Raw genomic sequence first — 20,806 nt, forward strand, 5'->3', positions numbered from 1 at the left:
AGAAAACGCGTCGTGATAAACGCCACCTCGGTAGCAGCTGCCGCAGGCGGCGTCAGGAGCGCTGCGGTGCGCTGGTGCGCCCCCACTCAAGCAGGGTTTCCAGCAACGCTTTCAGCACTACCTGCGTCGGCGCCGCCAGATCTTCGCGGTAGTTGAACGGCTCGAACTCTTCCATGTAGGTGCTCTGCGCCAGCTCCAGCTGCACGGCATGGATGTGGTTGGCCGGGTCGCCGAAGTGGCGGGTGATGTGGCCGCCCTTGAAGCGCCCGTTGAGCACGTGGCTGTAGCCGTCGAACCCTGCGCATACGCCTTCCAGGCGCCGGGCCAGTTCCGGGTCGCAGCTGGCGCCGTTGAAGGTGCCCAGGTTGAAGTCCGGCAGGCGGCCGTCGAACAGGTGCGGCACCTGGGAGCGGATGGAATGCGCGTCCCACAGCAGCGCGTAGCCGAACTCGTCGCGCAGGCGCGCCAGTTCCTGCTCGATGGCGCGGTGGTACGGCACCCAAATTTCCTGCAGATAACGTGCGCGCTCGGCGTCCGAGGGCCGTTCATGGAACAACGGCACGCCATCGAACAGCGTCTCCGGGTACAACCCGGTGGTAGCTCCCGCATACAGCGGCTTGTTGTCCGAAGGCCGGTTTAGGTCGATGACGAAGCGCGAGTATTCGGCGGCCACCACGCTGGCGCCCAGCTCGTCGGCAAAATCGTACAGGCGCGGGATGTGCCAGTCGGTGTCGGGCAGGCTTTGCGCCTCGTCGATCAGGCCGTTTTTCACGGCCGGGGTCAGGCGCAGGCCGGCATGGGGCATGCTGATCAGCAGCGGCACGCGGCCGCGCTTGAAGGTCAGGACGTTATCCACGGTGCAATTCTCCAACAGTGACTTCCACGCCGTGACGCACGACGCGCTTGTTCAATTCGCCGCCCAGCCAGTAGGCCAGGTCGGCCGGGCGCTCGATGTCCCAGGCGACGAAGTCGGCGACCTTGCCCACTTCCAGCGAGCCGTGGCTGGCACCCAGGCCCAGGGCCTTGGCGGCGTGCAGGGTGGCACCGGCCAGGGCTTCCTCGGGGGTCATGCGGAACAGCGTGCAGGCCATGTTCAGCATCAGCCGCAGCGACAGCGCCGGCGAGGTGCCGGGGTTGAGGTCGCTGGCGATGGCGATGGCCACGCCGTGCTTGCGCAGGGCGTCCATGGGCGGCAGCTGGGTCTCGCGCAGGAAGTAGAACGCGCCCGGCAGCAGCACCGCCACGGTGCCGGCGGCGGCCATGGCCTGGCAGTCGTCTTCGGTGATGAACTCCAGGTGGTCGGCCGACAGCGCCTGGTAGCGCGCCGCCAGGCTTGCGCCATGCAGCGACGACAGTTGTTCGGCGTGCAGCTTCACCGGGATGCCCAGCTCGCGGGCCTTGAGGAAGACCTTTTCCACCTGCGCCGGCGAGAACGCCAGGTATTCGCAGAAGGCGTCCACGGCGTCCACCAGCCCTTCGGCCGCCAGCGCCGGCAGCATCTCGTCGCAGATGTGCGCGATGTAGTCGTCGGCGCGGTCCTTGTATTCGGGTGGCAGCGCGTGGGCGGCCAGGCACGTGGCGCGCACGCTCACCGGCAACGCCTCGCCGAGGCGGCGGATCACCCGCAGCATCTTGCGCTCGCTGGCCAGGTCCAGGCCGTAACCGCTCTTGATCTCCACCGTGGTCACGCCGTCGCGCAGCAGGCTGGCCAGACGCTTGCGGGCGCTGGCGAACAGCTCGTCCTCGCTGGCGGCGCGGGTGGCCCGCACGGTGCTGGCGATGCCGCCGCCGGCCGCGGCAATCTCGGCGTAGCTGACGCCCTGCAGGCGCTGTTCGAACTCACCGCTGCGGTTGCCGCCGAACACCGTGTGGGTGTGGCAGTCGATCAGCCCGGGCGTTACCCAGGCGCCGCCCAGGTCCACGCCCTGCCCTGCCGGCGCCTCGCTGCGCGGGCCGATCCATTCGATGAGGCCGTCGTTGGTAACGATGGCGGCGTCTTCGATGATCGAGTATTTGCCGTGGGCCATGGTCGCCACATGGCAGTGCTGCCACAGGGTTTTCATCACAGAGTCTCCTGGAACAATTCGGGGAAGGTGCGGCCCAGCAGGGCCGGGTCCTTGAGAATGGCGGCGCTGGCGGCGATGTCCGGCGCCAGCCAGCGGTCCTGATCGTAGGGCGGGATGCGCTCGCGCAGCAGGCGCCAGGCGGTGTCGGTGCCGGCGCCGAAGCGCTGGTCCTTGAGGAATTCGAAGGCCTGGGCGGCCAGCAGGTACTCGATGGCGAGGATCTGCGTGCAGTTCTCCAGCGCCCGGTGCAGCTTGAGCGAGGCGTTGGTGCCCATGCTCAGGTGGTCTTCCTGCAGGCCCGAGGTCACGTAGTTATCCACAACCGCCGGCTGCGCCAGTTGGCGGTTTTCGGCGCACAGCGAGGCGGCCACGTACTGCACGATCATCATCCCCGAGTTCACCCCCGGCTGGCTGACCAGGAACGCCGGCAGGCCGCTGACCAGCGGGTTGATCATGCGGTCCAGGCGGCGCTCGGCGATGGCGCCGATCTCGGCCACGGTAATCGCCAGCACGTCGGCGGCCATGGCCACCGACTGCCCGTGGGGGTTGGCCTGGGACATCACCCGGTAGTCCTCGGGGGTGCCCAGCAGCAGCGGGTTGTCGGTCGCCGAGTTGAGCTCGATCTCGATCTGCCGCGCCGCGTGCGCCAGCTGGTCGCGGGAGGCGCCGTGCACCTGCGGGATTGAACGGATACTCAAGGCGTCCTGGGTGCGGATGCCGCGGCTGCTGGCGATCACTTCGCTATCGGCCAGCAGCCAGCGCAGGTTTTTCGCCACCACCTGCATGCCGGGGTGCGGCTTGAGGCTGATGATGGCCGGATCGAAGGCGTCGATCTGCCCGCGCAGGGCCTCGAAGCTCATGGCGCCGATCACGTCGGCCCAGCCGGTCAGCCGCCAGGCGTCGTCCAGGGCCAGGCAGCTGAGGCCGGTCATGCACGGCGTGCCGTTGACCAGGCACAGGCCGTCCTTGGCCCCGAGGATCACCGGCTGCAGGCCTTCGGCGGCGAAGGCCTGGGCGGCGTCGACGATCTGCCCGCGGTAGCTGACCGGGCCGATGCCCAGCAGGCCCACGCCGATGTGCGCCATGTGCGTCAGGTAGCCCACCGAGCCCTGGGACGGCACCTGCGGGGTAATGCCACGGTTGAGCAGCGCCAGCAGCGCTTCCACCACCTGGCGGTGCAGGCCGGACTTGCCCTGGCAGAAGTTGATGATGGCCGCACAGATAATCGCCCGGGTCTGCTCGTCGGTGAGCGGCTTGCCCACCCCGCAGGCGTGGCTGAGCAGGGTATTGCGCGACAGCTGGCTGAGCTGCTCGTCCTGCAGCGACACGTTGCACAGCGCGCCCAGCCCGGTGTTCACGCCATAGGCGCGCTCACCGCTCTCGACGATGCGCTGGACGATGGCTTGGGCGTTATCGATACGCGCCCAGGCCTGGGGCGACAGCTCCAGGCGGGCGCCAAAGCGCGCCACGGCGACCACATCCTGCCAACGCAAGCGTGCATCGGCGATTACGACGTTTTCGGCCAACAACATCTACAACGCTCCTTAATAAGTGGCCACCCGGCGGCGGACAAAACGATCCACGTAGTCGTCGGCCGGGTGATGAAGAATGTCCTGCGCAGCGCCGACCTGAATCAGGCGGCCGTCGCGCAGGATGGCAATGCGGTTGCCCAGCCGGACAGCTTCGTCCAGGTCGTGGGTGATGAACACGATGGTCTTGTGCAGGCCTTGCTGCAGCGCCAGCAGCTGGTCCTGCATTTCGGCGCGAATCAGCGGGTCGAGGGCGCTGAAGGCCTCGTCCATGAGGATGATCGACGTGTCGGCCGCCAGCGCCCGCGCCAGCCCGACGCGCTGGCGCATGCCGCCCGACAATTGCGCCGGCCAGGCGTGTTCGTACCCCTGCAGGCCCACCGCGGCTATCCAGTGGGCGGCACGCTCGGCGCACTGCTGGCGGCTTTCGCCCCGCACCTTCAGGCCATAGGCAACGTTTTCCAGCACGGTGCGATGGGGCAGCAGGCCGAAGCTTTGAAACACCATGCTGACCTGGTGCCGGCGAAATTCGCGCAGGGCGCGGCGGTCGTAGCCGAGGATGTCCTGGCCATCGACCAGAATCTGCCCGCTGGTAGGATCGATCAGCCGATTGAGGTGGCGCACCAGGGTCGACTTGCCCGAGCCCGACAGGCCCATGATCACGAAGATCTCGCCCGCCTCCACGGTCAGCGACAGGTCGTCGACGCCGATCACGCAGCCGGTGGCCGCCAGTATCTGCTCCTTGCTGGCGCCCTCGGCGCGCAGGGCCAGCGCCCGTTCGGGTTTCACCCCGAACACCTTGGACACGTTGCGCACCTCGATCATGGCCGCACCTCGTGGCGCGGGCGGCCGTAGGCCTGGGTGATGCGGTCGATCACCACCGCGAGGATGACGATGGCCAGCCCGGCTTCCAGGCCCAGGCCGATGTTCAGGGTCTGGATGCCCACCAGCACGTCCTCGCCCAGGCCGCGGGCGCCGATCATTGAGGCGATCACCACCATCGACAGCGCCATCATGGTGGTCTGGTTGACCCCGGCCATGATGCTGGGCATGGCTAGCGGCAACTGCACGCCGAACAACTGCTGCCAGCGGCTGGCGCCGAAGGCGTTGACCGCCTCCATCACCTCGCGGTCCACCTGGCGAATGCCCAGGCTGGTCAGGCGCACCAGCGGCGGCACGGCGTAGATCACCGTGGCGAAGATTGCCGGCACCTTGCCCAGGCCGAACAGCATCAGCACCGGTATCAGGTACACGAAGCTGGGCAGCGTCTGCATGATGTCCAGCAGCGGCATCAGCACCGCGCGCAGGCGCCTGCTGCGCGCGGCCAGCACACCCAGCGGAATGCCGATCAGCACCGAAATCAGCGTGGCCACCAGCATCAGCGCCAGGGTTTGCAGCAGCTTGTCCCACAGCCCCACGGCCCCCACCAGAAACAGCAGCGCCATGATCACCAGCGCACTGACCAGCCGGCGCGTGGCGTGCAGGGCTATGCCCCCGACAATCAGCAGCAGCAACCACCAGGGCAGCAGGCGCAGGCCGCTTTCCAGGCGCACGATCAGCCACAGCAGCGAATCGGACACCTGCCGGAACAGATCGCCGTAGCGGGTCACCAGGGCGTCGACGCCACGGTTGACCCAGTCGGCAATGGAGAAGGTCAGGGTATCGGGGAACATGGGCGGCTCTCACACGTCAGAAGGTCCCCTGAGGTATAGCCTTCCCTGCTGCCGCCGTGGCCACGGGCTGCTCGTCCGGCAGGATCAGGCGGTCGGGCACCGCGCCGTGCCAGCGCTTGGCAACCAGGTAATACAGCACCGCCGGCACCACCAGGCCGATGATCCAGGAAATGTCGGTGTCGCCCAGGCTGGCCACCAGCGGGCCGGTGTAGAAGTGGGTGGAGATGAACGGCATCTGGATCACCACGCCGACCACATAGATGCTGATGCCGGGGATGTTCCAGCGGCCGTAGCGGCCATCGGGGTTGGACAGAGCCGGGATGTCGTAGCGCTCTTTGGTGATGCAGTAGAAGTCCACCAGGTTGATGGCGCTCCAGGGCGTGAAGAACGCCAGCAGGAACAGGATGAAGGCCGAGAAGTCCTTGAGGAACGAGTCCTTGCCCAGCACCGCCAGCAGCGTCGCCGTGCCCACCATCAGGAAGATGTAGGTCAGGCGCAGGGCGCTGGAGATGTGGCGGTTGCCGCGGAAGCCACTGATGATGGTGGCGATGGACATGAAGCTGCCGTAGGCATTGAGGGTGGTGACGGTGACCTTGCCGAACGCCACGCTGAAGTACAGCAGCGCCGCGACCGCGCCGGTGCCGCCCAGGCCAACGATGAACGACACTTCGTGGTGGGCGAACTGCGCGCCGGCCAGGGCGGCGGCAAACACGCCGAACACCATGGACGCCTGCGCACCGATCACCGCGCCCAGGCCCACGGCCCAGAAGGTGCCGGCCACCGAGGTCTTGCTCGGCAGGTAGCGCGAGTAGTCCGCCACGTACGGGCCGAAGGCGATCTGCCAGGACGCCGACAGGGAAATCGCCAGCAGGAAGCTGCTCAGGGAGAAGTGCTTGTTGCCCAGCAACGCACCGACGTCGTTGCCGGCCAGCAGGCGGTAGAACAGGTACATGAAGGCGATGACACCGAGCACGCTGGCGACGCGGCCGATCATGTGGATAACCCGGTAGCCGAAGATGGTCAGCACCACGATCAGGGCGGCGAAGATGACGATGCCCTGCCAGTCATCCACCTGCAGCAGCTGGGCGATGGCCTGGCCGGCCAGCAGCGAACCGCTGGCCGAGAAGCCGATGTACATCAGGCACACCAGCACCAGCGGGATCACCGCGCCGTAGACGCCGAACTGCACGCGGCTGGAGATCATCTGCGGCAGGCCCAGGCGCGGGCCCTGCGCGGCGTGCAGGGCCATTACCCCGCCACCCAGCAGCTGGCCGACGAACAGCCCCACCAGCGACCAGAACACGTCGCCGCCCAGCACCACGGCCAGGGCGCCGGTGACGATGGCGGTGATCTGCAGGTTGGCACCCAGCCACAGGGTGAACTGGCTGAATAACCGACCGTGACGCTCGGATTCAGGAATGTAGTCAATTGAGCGTTTTTCGATCAATGGCGTGCCTGCAGCACGTTCAACTGAACCAGCCATACAACGACCCTCAAAAATGGTGGCGATTACTCGGCGTTACGCTGCTGATGGCTGGACACGAACTGGCGGAAACGCTCGGTCGGCAGGCCTTCGAACAACTCGGCGGGGGTGCCCTGGCAGTCGATCTGGCCGCCCTGCATGAACACCACGCGGTTGGATACATGGCGGGCGAAGCCCATCTCGTGGGTGACCACCAGCATGGTGCGGCCCTCTTCGGCCAGCGAGCGCATCACCCGCAGCACCTCGCCCACCAGTTCAGGGTCGAGCGCCGAGGTGGGCTCGTCGAACAGCATCACCTGGGGGTTCATGGCCAGCGCGCGGGCGATGGCCACGCGCTGCTGCTGGCCGCCCGACAGGTGCGCCGGGTAGTAGTCGCGGCGCTCGTACAGGCCCACCTTGTGCAGCAGCTGCTCGGCCTCTTCCACGCATTCGGCGCGCGAGCGCTTGAGCACGCGCATCGGGCCTTCAATGACGTTCTGCAGCACGGTCATGTGCGACCACAGGTTGAAGCTCTGGAACACCATGCCCAACTTGCTGCGCATGGCTTCCACCTGGCGGCGGTTGCCCGGCAGCAGGCGGCCGTCGCGGTGGCGCTTCATCTCGATGGCCTCGCCGTCGAGGACAATGCTGCCCTCGTCCGGGGTTTCCAGCAGGTTGATGCAGCGCAGGAAGGTGCTTTTGCCCGAGCCGCTGGCGCCGAGGATGGAGATGACGTCGCCCTTGTGCGCGTCCAGGGAAATGCCCTTGAGCACCTGGGTTGCACCGAAGGCCTTGTGAATATTGGCGACCGACAGGGCGGTCTGGAATTGAGTACTCATGACAAGCTCCGCTGCAATCAGGAATGGGTAGAGGCTTCAGGCGCAGGCACCACGGGCTGGCCCTGGGGCCGCTCGCGCAGGTGCGGCGACAGCCGATGCTCGATCCAGGCCACGGCCCGCACCACCAGGAAATTCAGCACCAGGTAGATCAGCGCCGCGCAGATGAACACTTCCATGGTGCGGTAGGTACGCTGGATGATCTGCTGGGCCACGCCGGTCACGTCCCACACGGTGACCAGGCTTGCCAGCGCGGTGGACTTCACCAGCAGGATGGCCTCGGTGGAGTACGCGGGCAGCGCCTGGCGCAGGGTGACCGGGCCGATCACCCGGTACAGCAGGGTCCAGCGGTTCATGCCCACTGCCTGGCCGGCCTCGATCTGGCCGTGGGGCACGCTCTGCAGGCCGCCACGGATGATTTCCGCGGTGTAGCCGGCGGTGCACATGGCCAGCGACACCACGGCGCAGCCGTAGGGCGACTTCAGCACCACCCACAGGAAACTGTCGCGAATGGCCGGGAACTGGCCCAGGCCGTAGTAGATGAGGAACATCTGGATCAGCAGCGGCGTGCCGCGGAACAGCATGATGTAGAAGCGCGCCGGGTAGCTCAGGAACCACCAGCGGCTGACGCGCATGGACACCACGCCCAGGGATAGGATCAGCCCCAGCAGCAAGGAGGAGAAAAACAGCGTCAGCGTGGTGGGCAGCGCGCCCAGCAGCTTGAGCATGGTGTCGGCGAGAAAGGCAAAGTCGATCATCACGGTTCCCCTTCTCAGGACTGGGCCGGGTTGCGGCGCTGGGTGCGCTGCACGCGGTTTTCGGCAATGTTGAACAGGCGCCCCGACAGGCCGGTGAGGATCAGGTAGCAGGCCCCGCCGACGATGTAGAAGGTGAAGTACTGGCGGGTGGAGCCGGCGGCTACCTGGCTGGCGCGCATCAGCTCGACCAGGCCGATCACCGAGATCAGCGCCGAGTCCTTGAGGCTCATCTGCCAGACGTTGCCCAGGCCCGGCAGCGCGTAGCGCCAGATCTGCGGGATCAGCACGCGGCGAATGCGCATGCCGCGGGTCATGCCGATGGCCAGCGCCGCTTCCAGTTCGCCCTTGGCCACGGCGATGAAGGCGCCACGGTAGACCTCGGCCTGGTACGACGCGGAGATCAGGCCCACGGCGATGGCGCCCACCAGGAACGGCGGCACGTCGACGTAGCCCTGGCCACCGAACCAGTGATTGATGGCCGACACCACGCTGGCGCCGCCGAAGTAGAACAGGTAGATCACCAGCAGTTCAGGAATCCCTCTGAACAGGATCGAGTAGGCATCGCCCAGGTAGCGCACACTGCGCTGGCGCGAGAGTTTCGCCGCCGCCACCAGGCTGCCCACCAGGGCGCCGATCAGCAACGCCGCCAGGGTCAACAGCAGGGTCATGGCCGCCGCCTTGAGCAAGGCCATACCCCAACCGGTGTCACCGAAGCTGAGCATCTGCAAGAGATTCATGAGGTTTTTCCCACCACTTCAATCATTGAACACCCGGCGCCCGCAGGCGCCGGCCCCGCCACGCTTACGACTTGGGCGTAAGGTCGAGCTTGAACCACTTCTCGCTGAGCTTTTTCACCGTGCCGTCGGCCAGGGCCTCTTTCAGCGCGGCGTCGAACTTGGCCTTCAGGTCTGCATCGGCCTGGCGGAAGCCCAGGGCCTCGCCCTCGCCCCAGATAGGGCCGCCGATCTGCGGGCCGGTGTAGGCCAGGTTCTTGTTCTCGTCCTTGGCCTTCAGCGAGTCGAGGAAGGTCACGTCGTCGAACGCCACGTCGATGCGCCCGGCCTGCAGGTCGAGGATGGTGTCAGCCGAGGCGTTGTATTCGCGGATGGTGGCGACGTCCTTGAAGTGGTCGTCGATGAAGGGGGTGTAGATGGTCCCCGAGGCGATGCCGATGGTCTTGCCCTTGAGGGCCTTGCGCAGGCCTTCGATTGCTTCGCCGATCTGCTTCTCGTCGGTGCCCAGGGTAATTTCGTTGGCCGGCCCCGGCTTGCCTGGCAGCACGTTGGCGTCCAGGGCGACGAAGCTTGCCGGGGTACGTGCGTAGGGAATGGAGAAGGCCATGACCTTCTTGCGGTCTTCGGTGATGACCACGGCGTCCATCAGCACGTCGAACTTGCCGGCGTTGAGGCTGGCGATCATGCCGTCCCAGTTCTGCACCGAAATGTTGCAGGTAAGCTTCATGCGCTGGCAGAGGATCTCCATCAGCTCGGGCTCGAAGCCACTGATCTTGCCGCCAGGCAGGGTAACGTTCCAGGGCTCGTAGGAGCCTTCGGTCGCGATGTTGACCGAGGTCCACTCCTTGGCCTGCGCCAGCGGCAAGCCCGCCAGCAGTACTGCGCCCAAGGCCAATGAACCCAACAAGCTGAATTTCTGCGCCATCGTTAACCTTCCTGCAAAGTCGAATGAGAGAAAGTGTTACTAGCCCGCACCAGGCAATCACCTATGCTTGTACATACAAGCAATTTGGAAGCCAATTCCTGCATACGCTTGTGCCACGCCACTCTCCGTAGCCGCTGCCGCCAGGCTGTGCTGGCCTGTGTGAGCCCCGGAGATTTCCAGCGAGGCACGGGGCCAGCGCAGCCTGGCGGCAGCGGCTACAGATAATGGCTGATCAGCCTTTGATCATAGGCAGGTTCAGGCCCTGCTCCTTGGCGCAGTCGATGGCGATCTGGTAGCCGGCATCGGCGTGGCGCATGACGCCGGTGGCCGGGTCGTTGTGCAGCACGCGGGCGATGCGCTCGGCGGCTTCATCGGTGCCGTCGCAGACGATGACCATGCCCGAGTGCTGGCTGAAGCCCATGCCCACGCCGCCGCCGTGGTGCAGCGACACCCAGGTGGCGCCGCTGGCGGTGTTCAGCAGGGCGTTCAGCAGTGGCCAGTCGGACACGGCGTCGCTGCCGTCCTGCATGGCTTCGGTTTCGCGGTTGGGGCTGGAGACCGAACCCGAGTCCAGGTGGTCGCGGCCGATCACTACCGGGGCAGACAGCTCGCCACGGCGGACCATTTCGTTGAACGCCAGGCCCAGCTTGGCGCGCTGGCCCAGGCCCACCCAACAGATACGCGCCGGCAGGCCCTGGAAGCTGATGCGCTCGCGCGCCATGTCCAACCAGTTGTGCAGGTGGTCGTCGTCCGGGATCAGTTCCTTGACCTTGGCGTCGGTCTTGTAGATGTCCTCGGCGTCGCCCGACAGCGCAGCCCAGCGGAACGGGCCGATGCCGCGGCAGAACAGCGGGCGGATGTAGGCCGGCACGAAGCCTGGGAAATCGAAGGCGTTGGCCACGCCCTCTTCCTTGGCCATCTGGCGGATGTTGTTGCCGTAGTCGAAGGTGGGGATGCCCTGCTGCTGGAAGTCGAGCATGGCTTGCACGTGCACGGCCATGGACTGCTTGGCGGCTTTCACCACGGCGGCCGGGTCGGTCTGCGCGCGGTCGCGGTACTGTTCCCAGGTCCAGCCGGCGGGCAGGTAGCCGTTCAGCGGGTCGTGGGCGCTGGTCTGGTCGGTGACCATGTCCGGGCGCACGCCACGCTTTACCAGTTCCGGCAGGATCTCGGCAGCGTTGCCCAGCAGGGCGATGGAGATGGCCTTGCCTTCGGCAGTGTATTTGGCGATGCGCGCCAGGGCGTCGTCCAGGTCGGTGGCCTGCTCGTCGACGTAGCGGCTGGCCAGGCGGAAATCAATGCGGCTCTGCTGGCATTCGATGTTCAGCGAGCTGGCACCGGCCAGGGTCGCGGCCAGCGGCTGCGCGCCACCCATGCCGCCCAGGCCGGCGGTGAGTACCCACTTGCCCTTGAGGCTGCCGTTGTAGTGCTGGCGGCCGGCTTCGACGAAGGTTTCGTAGGTGCCCTGGACGATGCCCTGGCTGCCGATGTAGATCCAGCTGCCGGCGGTCATCTGGCCGTACATGGCCAGGCCCTTGGCGTCCAGTTCGTTGAAGTGTTCCCAGTTGGCCCAGTGCGGCACCAGGTTGGAGTTGGCGATCAGCACGCGCGGGGCGTTGCTGTGGGTCTTGAACACGCCTACCGGCTTGCCCGACTGCACCAGCAAGGTCTCGTCGTCATTGAGGTTAGTCAGGCTCTCGACGATCTTGTCGTAGCACTCCCAGTTGCGCGCCGCACGGCCGATGCCGCCGTATACCACCAATTCCTTGGGGTTCTCGGCCACTTGCGGGTCGAGGTTGTTCATCAGCATGCGCAGCGGCGCTTCCGTCAGCCAGCTCTTGGCGGTCAGCTTGTTGCCGCGGGCGGCACGGATTTCAACGTCACGGAATTTGTTTTGGGCATTGTCAGTCACGAACGAGACTCCTCAGCATTGAGTGCACTGATCCGTGCACGTATTTACTTGTACATACAAGCATATGCAATTGAGTTGCCAAGTTTGCGGGAGCGAGGCTGTTGGCAGGGCTGAAGGCAGGCTGGAAGCGGGTTGCGAGGCGATGAAAAAAATTTTCGAGGCGTCTGGCGGCGCTGAAGGCCACTCGCTCAAGTGGGAATTTTGCGCCCCCATGGGGCAAACGGTAACAAAATGGTGCATCCCCACCGTAACCGTAGCAGCTGCCGAAGGCGGCGTCCGGCGGCGGCCGTGCGGTGCGCCGGGACGCGGCCTGGGGCCGCTGCTACGAGGGGGTTTTTAGAGCGGGGAGATTTCGATCAGGCAGCAGTGGCCATCGATGGCCAGCTCGGTGAGGGCGGCGGTTTCGATCTGCAGGCAGTCGTACAAGCCAAGGATGTGCGTGGTGGCGTCGGCCTTGACGGTCAGCGCGTCGGCCACGCTGAACACCAGCACCGTGTGCGCCGCGCTGAACAGCCGTTGCGGCGCTTCCAGCCATTGCAGCCGGGCGCGGTAGCGGGCCGGCGCGTAGATCAGGTTGAAGTCACGAATGGCGCCGCCCACCAGGGCGCACGACACGGCGCTGTCACCCTTGAAGGCAAAGGCATCGAACGGCTGCAGCTCGCGGCTGGCGTCGCCGTCCACGGTCAGCACCATGCCGGCGCCCTGCAGCACGGTGATCACCCGCTGGTAGCCGGCAAAGCTGGAAAAGCCGCCCGACTCGCCAATGTCGGCGATCGACAGGCGCCAGCCGAAGCCGTCCAGGCCGTCGCCGCCATCGCGGGTGATTTCCTCGGTGCTGCCGCCGCCATTCTTCCACGGCATGCGTGGGTAGCCGGCGGCGCGCAGGTGCTTGATGCTGTTCATTTGCTGAACCTTCCTTCCAGGCGGTGACGGGAGCCGGGGTGGATCAGCCGCGCGGCCGTTACCGGCGTACGCCCCGACCAGGTGCGGCGGCGAATCAGCAGGCAGGGTTCGCCTGGCTCGATCTGCAGCAGCTTGCACTCCGACGGATCGGCCAGGATTGCCTCGACCACGTGCTCGCCCTCGGTCAGCGGTGCGACCCTGGACAGGTAAGCGTAGGGCGTTTCCTGGGTAAAGTCCTGCTTGAGGTAGTCTGGCGCCACCACCGCGTTAACGTAGCGGTCTTCGATCTGCACGGCGATGTCGTTCTCGAAATGCACGATCAACGAGTGGAACACCTTCTGCCCTTCGCGCATGTCCAGCGCCAGCGCGCGCTCGGAGCCGGCGGCCTCCTCGGCCAGCATGATCACCTGGCAGCGGTGGCGATGGCCGCGCGAGGCGATTTCATCGGCAATGTTGTGCACCTCGAACAGCGCCGACTGGCTCTTGGGCTCGGCGACGAACGTGCCCACACCCTGCATGCGCACCAGCAGCCCTTCGGCGGTGAGTTCGCGCAGCGCGCGGTTGATGGTCATGCGGCTGAAACCCAGTTGGGTCACCAGCTCGCTTTCGGACGGCACGCGGTGGTGCGGCGGCCAGGTGCCGTTCTGGATCTGCCCGGCGATCATCTGTTTGACGCGGGCATAGAGCGGTGCCGGACTTTCGCCCATCTGGGCAACCAGTGGAGAAACTACGGGCGGAGTCGACACGGGAAATCCTTCTGTTAAGCCAATCTGAATCGATAGATGGATAGCTTGCCGCAGTTTACCGGGCAGGCAAACGTCTGTATATGTATATACAAATAAACCTGATGAGGTAAGTGTCGATGTCCGCTTTCTTTGCCGAACGTGCGTTGTTGCCCACCGGCTGGGCCGAAAAGGTCCGCATCGAGGTGGGCGCCGACGGCCTGATCACCCAGCTGCAGGCCAACGCCAGTGCCGAGAACGCCACGCCTCTGAAGGGCCCGCTGCTACCGGGCATGCCCAACCTGCACTCCCACGCCTTCCAGCGCGCCATGGCCGGCCTTGCCGAAGTGGCCGGCAACCCCAACGACAGCTTCTGGACCTGGCGCGACCTGATGTACCGCCTGGTTGGCAAGATCAGCCCCGAGCAACTGGGCGTCATCGCCCGCCAGCTGTACATCGAGATGCTCAAGGCCGGCTACACCTCGGTGGCCGAATTCCACTACGTACATCACGACCAGCAAGGCAAGGCTTATGCCGACCCGGCCGAGCTGTCGCGGCAGATCAGCCAGGCGGCGGCCAGCAGCGGCATCGGCCTGACCCTGCTGCCGGTGCTGTACAGCCATTCCGGCTTCGGCGGCCAGGTGCCCAACGACGGTCAGCGGCGCTTCATCAACAGCACCGAGGGCTACCTGCGGCTGCAGCAGCAGTTGGCGCCGATCCTCGCCGAACAGCCGGCCCAGCGCCTGGGCCTGTGCTTCCACTCCCTGCGCGCGGTGACGCCCGAGCAGATTAACCAGGTGCTGGCCGCCAGCGACCCAGGCGCGCCGGTGCACATCCACATCGCCGAGCAGATGAAAGAGGTCAACGACTGCCTGGCCTGGAGCGGCAAGCGCCCGCTGCAGTGGCTGTACGACAACGTGCCGGTGGATGAACGCTGGTGCCTGGTGCACGCCACCCACGCCGACGCCGACGAAGTGCAGCGCATGGCGCACAGCCGCGCCGTGGCCGGGCTGTGCCTGACCACCGAGGCCAACCTGGGCGACGGTATCTTCCCCGCAGTGGACTTCCTGGCCCAGGGCGGGCGCATGGGCATCGGCTCCGACAGCCATGTGTCACTGAGCGTGGTGGAGGAACTGCGTTGGCTGGAATACGGCCAGCGCCTGCGCGACCAGCGCCGCAACCGCCTCTACGGCGCCGAGCAGCCCATGGTTGGCCGCACCTTGTACGACGCCGCCCTGCAAGGCGGCGCCCAGGCGCTGGGGCAGGCCATTGGTGAGTTGCGCGTAGGCGCCCGCGCCGACTGGCTGGTGCTGGATGGCGACGACCCCTACCTGGCCACCGCCAGCGGCGACGGCATTCTCAACCGCTGGCTGTTTGCCGGCGGCGACCGCCAGGTGCGGGACGTGTGGGTAAACGGCAAACAGGTGGTCAGCGAAGGCCGGCATGCGCAAGAGCGCGCCAGCGCCACCGCCTTCGCCCAGGTGCTACGCGACCTCCTTAACTGACCTGTAGCCGCTGCCGCCAGGCTGCGCTGGGCCTGTGCCCCACTGAACATCTCCAGCGCACAAAAAGGCCAGCGCAGCCTGGCGGCAGCGGCTACGGGTGTACAGGTGTACGGGTGTACGGGTGTACGGGTTATTTGCCGACTTCGGAGTCTTTGGCGCGCCAGATCAGCTTGGTGGTGTCGTAACCCTGCTGCTGCGCCTTGGCCAGCAGCTCTTCCCGCACCTCGCGCGAAACCGTTGGCGTGCGCGACAGCAGCCACAGGTACTTGCGGTCCGGGTTGCCGACAATCGCCTGCTTGTAGTCGTCGCTCACGTACAGCACCCAGTAGTCGCCCTTGGCCACGCCCGGCAGGATCTTCGAGAACCAGTTGTCGAACACCACCCACAGCTTGTCGGTTTTGCCCGGCACCTGCGGCGACGCCGTGCCGGTGGCTTCTTCCCACTCACCGCTGGCGGTGCGGCAACGGTTGAGCACGGCGATGTTGCCATCAGGCTTGAGGCGGTAGTGCGCCTCGGACTGCACGCAGTTGCGCTGGAAGAACATGGGCAGGCGCGCCAGTTCGTACCAGGTGCCCTGGTAACGCTTGAGGTCCACCTGCTCCTCGGTGCGCGGCGCCAGCGGGTCGCTAGCCTTGTTGGCGCAGCCGGCCAGCAGCGCACCTGCCGCCAGGCCGCCCAGCAGCATGGCCACCATCTTCAAGCGGCTCATTTGAGGCCCTGCCCCGAGTACATCACTACCTTGTCACCGGCGTACTGCACGCTGATGAAGCTGTTCTTGTCACCCCAGGTGCAGCTGGACATGCCCAGCGCGCCGGAGCAATCGGTGGGGCTGCCCAGCAGCTTCTCGATTTCAGGTTTGGTCATGCCCGCCTTGATCTGTGAATAGTTTTCCTGGTTGATCTTGTTGCATGCGGCGAGCAACACGCAGAACGACAACAGGGCGAGGGAACGCAAAGACATGAAAGGTCACTCCTGGACAGTAGTGCCGGCTTGGCTGCCAGCTAGAGCTTAGAAGAGAAAACCGCGATCTGGTTCCCGGCCGCCTCGGGCATTTATGCCAGCCCCACCCTGCCCGCCGGTCAACTCACCAAACCGTACATTAATCTTCACGAAGTTTCGGCCGACAGTAGATAGCGCTATCTGCGTGCATCTGGCAGATTGCCACCCCCGTTTGATCAGCCCCTTTGCGTACAGATCACCCCAATGACAAAAAACCTGAAATTCAGCCACAAGATCTTGATCGCGGCCGCTCTCATCGTCGCCCTGGCGTTCTCCTGCTTCATGGCGTTCAACGACTACCGCCAGCGCGCCACGCTGCACGAGAACACCGAAGCCTCGATGAAGCAGCTGGGCACCCTGACCACCAGCAACATCCAGACGTGGCTGGAAAGCCGCATCCAGCTGCTGCAGTCCCTGGGCCAGCAAGTGGCAGTGGATGGCGACTCGGCGCCAAGCCTGGCGCGCAGCGTGGGCCTGCCGGCCTACTCCAGCAACTTCCAGCTGACCTACTTCGGCGGCCAGAACGGCGTGATGTTCTCGGTGCCTGCGGGCAACCGCGCGGCTGACTACGATCCGCGCCAGCGCGGCTGGTTCAAGGCGGCCAACGCGGCCCAGCAGACCATCGTCACCGAGCCTTACATCGCCGCCTCCTCGGGCAAGCTGGTGATTACCATCGCCACCCCGGTGCGCCATGACAACCAGTTCATCGGCGTAGCCGGCGCGGACATCGACCTGACCAGCATCAGCGACATCATCAACTCGCTGAACTTCGGCGGCCATGGCCACGCCTTCATCGTCACTGGCGACGGCAAGATCCTTATCCACCCGGACGTGAAGCTGGACCTCAAGAGCCTGTCGGAAGCTTATCCACAGGGCGCCCCGCAGGTGTCGCCGGGCCTCAAGGAAGTGGAGCTGAACGGCAAGACCCAGTTCATCTCCTTCACCCGCGTGAACGGCGTGCCGTCGGCCGACTGGTACGTGGCGCTGGTCCTGGACAAGGACGCCGCCTACGCCATGCTCGGCGAATTCCGCAACTCGGCGCTGGTGGCCACGGTGATTGCCGTGGTGATCATCATCGCCCTGCTGGGCCTGCTGATTCGCGTGCTGATGGAGCCGCTGCACGTGATGGGCCGCGCGATGCACGACATCGCCGAAGGCGAAGGTGACCTGACCAAGCGCCTGGTGATCCACGCCCACGACGAATTCGGCACCCTGGCGCAATCGTTCAACCGCTTCGTGGAACGCATCCACGAATCGATTCGCGAGGTGTCCTCGGCCACCGGCCGGGTCAACGAGGTGGCCCTGCAAGTAGTAAGCGCCTCCAACTCGTCGATGCTCAACTCCGACCAGCAGGCCAGCCGCACCAGCAGCGTGGCCGCGGCCATCAACGAGCTGGGCGCCGCCGCCCAGGAAATCGCCCAGAACGCAGCACTCGCCTCGCAGCACTCCAGCGACGCGCGCAGCCTGGCCGAAGATGGCCAGCAGGTGGTGAACAAGACTATCGAGGTGATGGGCCAGCTGTCGGCGAAAATCAGCGACTCGTGCGGCAACATCGAGACCCTGAACGCCAACACCGTGAACATCGGCCAGATCCTCGAAGTGATCACCAGCATCTCCCAGCAGACCAACCTGCTGGCGCTGAACGCCGCCATCGAAGCCGCCCGCGCCGGTGACGCCGGCCGTGGCTTCGCCGTGGTGGCCGACGAAGTACGCAACCTGGCGCACCGCACCCAGGACTCGGCGCAGCAGGTGCAGAAAATCATCGAGGAACTGCAGGTAGGCGCCCGCGAAGCCGTGGGCACCATGACCGAAAGCCAGAGCCAGAGCGAGCAAAGCGTGGGCATCGCCAACCAGGCCGGCGAGCGCCTGGGCAGCGTGACCCAGCGCATCGGCGAGATCGACGGCATGAACCAGTCGGTGGCCACCGCCACCGAGGAGCAGACCGCCGTGGTGGAAGCCATCAACATGGACATCACCGAGATCAACACGCTGAATCAGGAAGGCGTGGAGAACCTGCAATCCACCCTGCGCGCGTGCAGCGAGCTGGAGCAGCAGGTGTCGCGGTTGAAGCAGCTGGTAGGCAGCTTCCGCATCTGAAAACAAAAATGCCCCCAGTGATGGGGGCATTTTTTGCGCCAGACTCGTAGCCGCTGCCGCCAGGCTGCGCTGGCCCTCAACCTCACTGAAGATCTCCAGCGGGGATGAGGACCAGCGCAGCCTTCGGCAGCGGCTACAAATTATTCCTTGTGGTACGCGGTCACGCGCTCCACTTCCTGCTTGGAGCCCAGGAACACCGCCACGCGCTGGTGCAGGCCTTCAGGCTGGATGTCGAGGATGCGCTGGTGGCCGTCGGTGGAAGCGCCGCCAGCCTGTTCCACCAGGAACGACATCGGGTTGGCTTCGTACATCAGGCGCAGCTTGCCTGGCTTCTCTGGCTCACGGCCGTCGCGCGGGTACATGAACAGGCCGCCACGGGTGAGGATACGGTGCACGTCGGCCACCATGGAGGCGATCCAGCGCATGTTGTAGTTCTTCTTCAACGGGCCTTCTTCACCCGCGGTCAGCTCGCTGACGTAACGCTTCACCGGGGCTTCCCAGTGGCGCTGGTTGGACATGTTGATGGCGAACTCGGCGGTGGTTTCCGGGATGCTGATGTTCTCGTGGGTCAGCACGAAGCTGCCCATCTCGCGGTCCAGGGTGAAGCCCTTGACGCCGTTGCCCAGGGTCAGGATCAGCATGGTCTGCGGGCCGTAGATGGCGTAGCCGGCGGCGACCTGCTCAGTACCTTTCTGCAGGAAAGCCTGCTCGTTGAGGCTGTCGTTCTGGGTCAGGTACTCGGTTGGGCAGCGCAGTACCGAGAAGATGGTACCTACCGACACGTTGACGTCGATGTTCGACGAGCCGTCCAGCGGGTCGAACACCAGCAGGTAGGCGCCCTTCGGGTATTGGCCCGGGATCTGGTAGGCATTGTCCATTTCCTCGGACGCCATGCCGGCCAGGTGGCCGCCCCATTCGTTGGACTCCAGCAGGATGTCGTTGGACAGCACGTCCAGCTTCTTCTGCACTTCGCCCTGCACGTTTTCAGTGCCCATGCTGCCCAGCACGCCGCCCAGGGCGCCCTTGGACACAGCGTGGCTGATCTCTTTGCATGCGCGCGCCACCACTTCGATAAGGAAGCGCAGATCGGCAGGGGTCTTGTTGCTGCGGGTCTGCTCAATCAAATAGCGACTCAGGGTAACGCGGGACATGGACGGCTCCGGAGAATGGGGTGGGGAAAAACCCGCGCAGTTTACAGGCTCATTCACAACCTAGCGAGCGATAGGGGCGCGGTTCCAGCCCTTCAGACCGGGCTGTAACGATAAAGGTTCACGCCACCCGCTCAAGCGTAGTCCGAAAATGCCCGCGGGTGACGCTTATGGCCTCACTGGCCGCCAGGTTTTGCCCGCACCAGGCTGTACGCCATGGCCGCCAGCGCCAGCACGCCGACCACCAGCACCAGCCACAGGCTGATGTGTTTCCAGTTCGACGATGGCGCCGCGGCCACGGGTGGCGGCGGCGCGACGATGACCGGCGTCACGGCCGGCTCGGCGACGCCCAGGGCGGCCATGCGCTGCTCGTCCACGTCGGGTATCAGCGTGCCCAGGGGCAACTGCGCACTGACCGCATTCGGGTTGCCGATGGCCAGGCGGTAGGGGCCAGCGCCCCGCGCCAGGAACACCAGCTGCACCGGCCGTACCGCCACGCGCAGCAGCGGGGCCTCGGCGCCCAGGCCACCGCCACGGTCGTCCACCTCCAGCTTGAGCTGGCGCAGGGTCTCGCCGCGCATGGGCAGCTCGCTCTGCACGGCGTCCTGGCCGTTCTGGGTCAGGCGGTAGAGCAGGCCGCTTTCCAGCGGTTCCCAGCTGCCATTGAGGTCGTAGCGGCCGAACAGGTCGACCGGGGCCAGGCTGTTGGGCTGGTCCAGGTCGATCTGCACCCGTTCCACCGCCAGCGCCGCTGGCAGCATCCAGACGTACTGGTTGGCCTTGGCGCTGCTGCCCTTGATCGGCTCCGACCATACCAGCGGTGGCGGCACATGGCTGCTGGCGCTGCTTTGCACCAGCACCTGGCTGAGCACCGGCGCCGACTGTGGCACCTGCCACAACAGGCGCAGGTAACGCGCCGGCAGGCCCGGCAGGCTGACTTCATGCTGTTCGATGCGCTCGTCGGCGAAAGACAGCCGCGCCACCTGCCCTTCACCCCAGGGGCGCCAATGCTGCAGGTCGTCGCTGGCCTCGATGGTGAAGCGCTGGAAGCCTTCGCGCTCGCTGCTCCAGTCCAGGCTCAGCTGGTTCAAGGGTTCCTTGATGGCGCTGGTGTCCAGCAGCCAGCCGCGCAGCACCTCTTCACCGGCTTCCAGTTCCTCGTCGGGCTGCACCTCGATCAGGCTGCCGTTGGGACCGGTCTGCACCCGCACCTTGGGCGTGCCCGGCGCGGTTTCGGCGTCATCGTACAGCGGGAACCACTTCACGCTGGCCTGGTGCTCGCTTTGCCCATGGCGCGCCGGCTCGTGCACCAGGGCATAGGCCTGGGGCTCGCCAGCGGCGTTGAACACGCGAATGTCGCCCAGGTCCGCCTGCCGCGCGCCCAACTGCAGCGCCAGCGGCAGCTCCAGGCGGTACCAAGGGCCTTGGCCACTGGTGCTCAGCGGCACCTGGTTGGCGAAGTCCTTGGGTTGCTCCTGGGCCATGGCCGACAGCACGGCACACAAGCCCATTACCCCACACAACGTCTTGATCATGT

General features: G+C 65.8%; 19 protein-coding genes and 1 pseudogene. 3 read left to right on the forward strand and 17 right to left on the reverse strand.

Annotated elements, in window-relative coordinates; genetic code table 11:
- Positions 1 to 52: 52 nt before the first annotated feature.
- The 13 genes from hutG to hutC form a co-directional block, all read right to left on the reverse strand.
- Positions 53 to 856 carry an N-formylglutamate deformylase gene (hutG, locus tag AC0Z2B_RS01485; protein WP_476294859.1) on the reverse strand — a complete coding sequence of 268 codons (804 nt, stop codon included), beginning with the start codon at positions 854 to 856 and terminating at the stop codon, positions 53 to 55.
- Positions 849 to 2,063 (reverse strand): imidazolonepropionase, encoded by a 1,215-nt coding sequence (gene hutI, locus AC0Z2B_RS01490; RefSeq protein WP_476294860.1) that lies wholly within the window; start codon positions 2,061 to 2,063, stop codon positions 849 to 851. Before hutI ends, hutG begins: the two co-directional genes overlap by 8 nt.
- Positions 2,063 to 3,598: a histidine ammonia-lyase gene (hutH, locus tag AC0Z2B_RS01495; protein WP_476294861.1), complete on the reverse strand. Its 1,536-nt coding sequence runs from the start codon at positions 3,596 to 3,598 to the stop codon at positions 2,063 to 2,065. Before hutH ends, hutI begins: the two co-directional genes overlap by 1 nt.
- Before the next feature lie 12 nt (positions 3,599 to 3,610).
- Positions 3,611 to 4,420: a quaternary amine ABC transporter ATP-binding protein gene (locus AC0Z2B_RS01500; RefSeq protein WP_476294862.1), complete on the reverse strand. Its 810-nt coding sequence runs from the start codon at positions 4,418 to 4,420 to the stop codon at positions 3,611 to 3,613.
- Positions 4,417 to 5,268 (reverse strand): ABC transporter permease, encoded by an 852-nt coding sequence (locus AC0Z2B_RS01505; protein WP_476294863.1) that lies wholly within the window; start codon positions 5,266 to 5,268, stop codon positions 4,417 to 4,419. Before AC0Z2B_RS01505 ends, AC0Z2B_RS01500 begins: the two co-directional genes overlap by 4 nt.
- Before the next feature lie 16 nt (positions 5,269 to 5,284).
- Positions 5,285 to 6,751, reverse strand: a complete 1,467-nt coding sequence (locus AC0Z2B_RS01510; protein ID WP_476294864.1) for a purine-cytosine permease family protein — start codon at positions 6,749 to 6,751, stop codon at positions 5,285 to 5,287.
- A gap of 26 nt (positions 6,752 to 6,777) precedes the next feature.
- Positions 6,778 to 7,569 carry an ABC transporter ATP-binding protein gene (locus AC0Z2B_RS01515; protein WP_027979857.1) on the reverse strand — a complete coding sequence of 264 codons (792 nt, stop codon included), beginning with the start codon at positions 7,567 to 7,569 and terminating at the stop codon, positions 6,778 to 6,780.
- A gap of 17 nt (positions 7,570 to 7,586) precedes the next feature.
- Positions 7,587 to 8,324: an ABC transporter permease gene (locus AC0Z2B_RS01520; RefSeq protein WP_416422015.1), complete on the reverse strand. Its 738-nt coding sequence runs from the start codon at positions 8,322 to 8,324 to the stop codon at positions 7,587 to 7,589.
- A 14-nt stretch (positions 8,325 to 8,338) separates the two neighbouring features.
- Positions 8,339 to 9,061, reverse strand: coding sequence for an ABC transporter permease (locus AC0Z2B_RS01525; protein ID WP_416422014.1), 723 nt, complete (start codon positions 9,059 to 9,061; stop codon positions 8,339 to 8,341).
- A 64-nt stretch (positions 9,062 to 9,125) separates the two neighbouring features.
- Positions 9,126 to 9,983, reverse strand: a complete 858-nt coding sequence (locus AC0Z2B_RS01530; protein ID WP_416422013.1) for a transporter substrate-binding domain-containing protein — start codon at positions 9,981 to 9,983, stop codon at positions 9,126 to 9,128.
- 232 nt (positions 9,984 to 10,215) lie between these two features.
- Entirely contained in the window at positions 10,216 to 11,895 is a 1,680-nt protein-coding gene (gene hutU, locus AC0Z2B_RS01535; RefSeq protein WP_473005133.1) for a urocanate hydratase, read from the reverse strand.
- A 336-nt stretch (positions 11,896 to 12,231) separates the two neighbouring features.
- A complete protein-coding gene (locus AC0Z2B_RS01540) occupies positions 12,232 to 12,798 on the reverse strand; it encodes a HutD/Ves family protein (protein WP_476294865.1) in 567 nt (188 codons plus the stop codon).
- A complete protein-coding gene (gene hutC, locus AC0Z2B_RS01545) occupies positions 12,795 to 13,505 on the reverse strand; it encodes a histidine utilization repressor (protein ID WP_416427524.1) in 711 nt (236 codons plus the stop codon). Before hutC ends, AC0Z2B_RS01540 begins: the two co-directional genes overlap by 4 nt.
- A 155-nt stretch (positions 13,506 to 13,660) precedes the next feature.
- Between hutC and AC0Z2B_RS01550 the strand changes: the two genes are divergently transcribed.
- Complete coding sequence (locus tag AC0Z2B_RS01550) at positions 13,661 to 15,025, forward strand: formimidoylglutamate deiminase (protein ID WP_476294866.1); 1,365 nt, start codon at positions 13,661 to 13,663, stop codon at positions 15,023 to 15,025.
- A 130-nt stretch (positions 15,026 to 15,155) separates the two neighbouring features.
- On the opposite strand, the gene AC0Z2B_RS01555 is transcribed toward AC0Z2B_RS01550, so the two are convergent.
- The gene (locus tag AC0Z2B_RS01555) at positions 15,156 to 15,734 is read right to left on the reverse strand and encodes a lipocalin family protein (protein WP_416422009.1); all 579 of its coding nucleotides are present in this window, start codon (positions 15,732 to 15,734) and stop codon (positions 15,156 to 15,158) included.
- Positions 15,731 to 15,985: an outer membrane protein assembly factor BamE domain-containing protein gene (gene bamE / locus AC0Z2B_RS01560; RefSeq protein WP_416422008.1), complete on the reverse strand. Its 255-nt coding sequence runs from the start codon at positions 15,983 to 15,985 to the stop codon at positions 15,731 to 15,733. Before bamE ends, AC0Z2B_RS01555 begins: the two co-directional genes overlap by 4 nt.
- A gap of 321 nt (positions 15,986 to 16,306) precedes the next feature.
- Here bamE and AC0Z2B_RS01565 point away from each other — a divergent pair.
- Positions 16,307 to 17,266: pseudogene (locus AC0Z2B_RS01565) on the forward strand (HAMP domain-containing protein); the annotation flags it as partial.
- Between the two features lie 90 nt (positions 17,267 to 17,356).
- The gene (locus AC0Z2B_RS01570) at positions 17,357 to 18,121 is read left to right on the forward strand and encodes a methyl-accepting chemotaxis protein (RefSeq protein WP_416427523.1); all 765 of its coding nucleotides are present in this window, start codon (positions 17,357 to 17,359) and stop codon (positions 18,119 to 18,121) included.
- Between the two features lie 140 nt (positions 18,122 to 18,261).
- Here AC0Z2B_RS01570 and AC0Z2B_RS01575 read toward each other — a convergent pair whose 3' ends face one another.
- On the reverse strand, positions 18,262 to 19,272 hold the full coding sequence (locus tag AC0Z2B_RS01575; protein WP_027979868.1) for a class 1 fructose-bisphosphatase: 1,011 nt from the start codon (positions 19,270 to 19,272) through the stop codon (positions 18,262 to 18,264).
- 173 nt (positions 19,273 to 19,445) lie between these two features.
- The gene (locus AC0Z2B_RS01580) at positions 19,446 to 20,804 is read right to left on the reverse strand and encodes a DUF3999 domain-containing protein (protein ID WP_476294867.1); all 1,359 of its coding nucleotides are present in this window, start codon (positions 20,802 to 20,804) and stop codon (positions 19,446 to 19,448) included.
- Positions 20,805 to 20,806 lie beyond the last annotated feature (2 nt).

It is taken from the genome of Pseudomonas sp. GYB4201, assembly GCF_056312595.1.